Raw genomic sequence first — 3,409 nt, forward strand, 5'->3', positions numbered from 1 at the left:
AAACGTTGGTCGAACCCTCTGCGACCTGCACCGGACCTGGATGCTTGTCGCAGGCGCCAATGCTTTTTTCGACATGGGCAGCCTTGCGACTGTTAACAAATACGTTGTCCGACGCAATGACGATGGTGCCGGAGGGCGAGGAAAAACTACTGCCTATTTTCTCCCCCAAGGAAGTCAATAGGCTACCCAGGGCGCTCCGCGCCCTGAAGATAGTCAAGGTGGTGGCCGAGCTCGGCTCCCAAGGCTCGTTCAATCAGCGCCTTTTTGAACGCCATCGAAGCATCCTGAATAGCTTCGGCAACCATCGGTCCGCTGACGAACTGGTCGATCAGCTCTTAGGGAATGGATGGAAAGTCACTTGGGGCCTCACGGGCCAATTTCTTTTTGCTGGCATACATGCATCTCTTCAACATGTTATGCCCGAACACAATATTTATGACTGCCCCCATAAACCGTAAAACCAACTAACCACCACAAGCCAAGCTCTAACACGGCCAAACTTAAAACCTACTTACCTAACTCTTCAACAAATTTTCAAGACTATGAAAAGCCAATCTTAATTTTTGCTCTTTCTGCAGCACCTCCCCGCACCAAAATAAGGATAACTCGCCAGAATTATTCTCAAGCAAGCTATTACTATATCGAAGAAAACGACTTTTTTAGCTGAGCCGCATATTTCTTACTGTTCGGAATGCGAATAGATTTCAGATAAACCTCCAAAAAATCCGGCTTCACATTCAAAATACAAAACTCAATCAGATGCAAATTTAAGAAATTTTTATAAAAAGGAAGCTCCTCCAAGACTTGATCATCTTCACCTCCACCCTCTTGCTCATTTTCAGAACCCTTTATAACTGAAAATTTAGCACTCAAGTATTTGCAAAACTCAACTTTGCGGTGAGCGCATTCGGACAAGTTCTGTATCGACAAACCGGCCGAATTCATTTTGTTCACATCGTGCTTCAATAGAATTTCAGCAACTTGATCATCTCCGACTTTAAAACCCAGCTCACCTTTCACAAGATCCATAAGTTGATTATATTGAGCGCTTTCAATCCACTGCTTAACTGCCGCTACATCTACCATATATCCATACCCTTAATAATTTTCGAAACGTCATAGCCGGTGTGTCGGAACGGGTCTACAGATTCATGCTCCCAAGGAGTGAGAGCGTCCAGATTGCTCGACTGATGTACATCCTTACCACCAACGCGTTGCGGAATGTCCCTATGATGCAGTTCCATAGAGACTTCTTTGACTTGCGGCATACCAGTTTTCCTGTTGATAACCTCAACAGTCATCTTGGGAGCTTTACCTTCAGTCATTCGTGCCAAGTTAGCGGGCGAATATACATGGTTTGGCGTCTTAGCTTCAGTCTTCCAGAATTTCTGGCGCGCCGAACTCCAGCATTCCCACCCCCATGGATCAACCCACCCGGTAGGACTAGGTACATAGCGATAGAGATTATCGCCCCCGTCCAACCCAATCGGATCCTGCGTAATAAACCGGCCAACCTCCGGATCATAATACCGAAACGTATTGTAATGCAGCCCCGTCTCATCATCAAAATACTGCCCCTGAAACCTCAGGTTCTGCTCTACCTCCTTCACCGTCAGCGTTTCGAGGGCACCCCAAGCCTTATACGTCGCCTGCCAGACAATCTGCCCCTCGCGGTCAGTCATCTCCAGCGGCGTACCAATTTGGTCGGTATGGAAGTAATAAAGCGTCTGCTCCCCACCCTCTTCCTGGTCCACCCGCGCCAATGGCGCGTAACTCCCCGGCTCATACACATAAAGGCTGCTCTGCCCCGGCGTCTCCTCGCGCAACATGCGCAAGCCCTGCCACAGAAAATGCTTCTGCTCGGTGACCCCGTTGACCTTCGACACCTTGTCCACACGTCGTCCCAAGCTGTCATACCGATAAGCCCCGGTACTTTCCAACTTGCCGCCCACTAACGTCTCAGCTTTAACCAACCGATTCTCACAGTCGTAACTGAACGTCTGCAGCCGGTTCATCCCGCTGCGTTTTTCAATCAGGTTGCCCCAGGCATCGTAGGCATATTCCTGATCCCGCCACTGCTTGATCCGGTTGTCCTTCACGTGATCAAACTGACTGGTGTTGAAGTTCAGGCGATTCGCCGCCGCGTCGTATCGGAACTCCTCACTGTCCACCAACTTGCCGGTATCACGGCTGTGCAACTGACCGTTGGCCTCATACTCGTACTTGATCTCGCCGCGCAGTTTGTCGAGGGTGCGAATGAGTTCGCCGGCTGGGTCGTATTGGTGACGGCGGTGAATCGGGTTGTAGGCGTGTTCTACCAACAGCTCGGGTTGAATGCCGGGATTGAGAATCTGTGAGAGTTTCTCTGCCGGCAACGTCGAGGCGAATTGCCAGGCTTTACGACCCATCGCGTCATAGCCAAAACAACTGGTGAGCTTGCCTTGAGTGCGCAGCACTTCACGGTGCAGATCATCGCGTTCCATGTCGCTGATGAGCTGGCCGTCGAGGTTGAGTTGGTGCAGGTGGCCGCTGCCGTAGTACAGGTGGTTCAAGTGCTGGCCGGTAGGCAAAGTCAGGGTGGTCAGGTTGCTCAACGGATCGTAGTCGTAGGACAGAGCGCCTTGGGGTGTGGTCTCCTTGATCAGGCGCCCGAGCAGGTCGTAGGCAAATTCGAGTTTTTCTTCAGAAATGCCGAGCTTCTTGCCGTTGGCGGTCGGCAGGCGCTCGATGGTGAGCAAGCGGTCGGCCTGGTCGTAGGTGTAGTCCTGGCGCGCGTCGGCATTGAGTTTGGCCAGCAGTCGGCCGATGGAATCGCGTTCGAATTCGGTGCTGCGCTGCGGACGTTCGGCGCGTTCGCCGTAGCCGATTTCGTTGACTCGCGTCAGATGCCCGCCCAGGTTGTAGCTGAACTGGCGGGTCAGGTTGTCGATGCGTTTTTCTTCGATCAAACGATCGGACGCGTCGTAGGCGAACTGGTACGCCGCGTTGTTTTCGTTGACCAGCGCGGTCAGGCGAATGGCCTGGTCGTACTCGTAACGGATGCGCTGGCCTTTGGCGTCCTGTCGGCTGCTTGGCAGACCTCGGGCGGTACGTAGCAAGCGCGTGGTCTGGCCTTTGCCGTCGGTATGCGTCAGGACCTGGCCGAGAGCGTTGTAGGTGAAGGACTCGGCGCTGCCGTCCGGGTGCTGGATACGCAGCACTTCGCCGTCGGGTTTGCGTTCCAGGGTGGTGGTCTGGTTCAGGGCATCGGTGACGGCGACGAGGTGATGACGTTCGTCGAAGCGGTACCGGGTGTTTTTGCCCGAGCAATCCTGGAAGCGTTCGACCTGGGCCAGGGTGTTCCACCACAGGTATTTGGATTTGTGTGTGGCGTCGATGATGGTGTGTGGCAGGCCGTCGTCGCTGTTGA

Annotated in this window: 2 protein-coding genes and 1 pseudogene; all 3 read right to left on the minus strand. The window is 53.0% G+C overall.

Annotated elements, in window-relative coordinates; genetic code table 11:
• Positions 1-188: 188 nt before the first annotated feature.
• Positions 189-332, minus strand: a pseudogene (locus EQV97_RS28785) (IS256 family transposase); the annotation flags it as partial.
• Positions 333-636: 304 nt separating this feature from the next.
• Positions 637-1,086, minus strand: coding sequence for a hypothetical protein (locus tag EQV97_RS28790; protein WP_205894291.1), 450 nt, complete (start codon positions 1,084-1,086; stop codon positions 637-639).
• The coding region (locus EQV97_RS28795; protein ID WP_240890569.1) for an RHS repeat-associated core domain-containing protein at positions 1,080-3,409 on the minus strand (2,330 nt) is incomplete at its 5' end. The genes EQV97_RS28795 and EQV97_RS28790, both read right to left, overlap by 7 nt.

This window comes from Pseudomonas sp. TMW22090, from assembly GCF_022496665.1.
Taxonomy (GTDB): domain Bacteria; phylum Pseudomonadota; class Gammaproteobacteria; order Pseudomonadales; family Pseudomonadaceae; genus Aquipseudomonas; species Aquipseudomonas gregormendelii.

Coding starts and splice junctions, on each gene's coding strand:
- EQV97_RS28790 (WP_205894291.1), bottom strand. CDS start 1,086: ATGGTAGATGTAGCGGCAGTTAAGCAGTGGATTGAAAGCGCTCAATAT.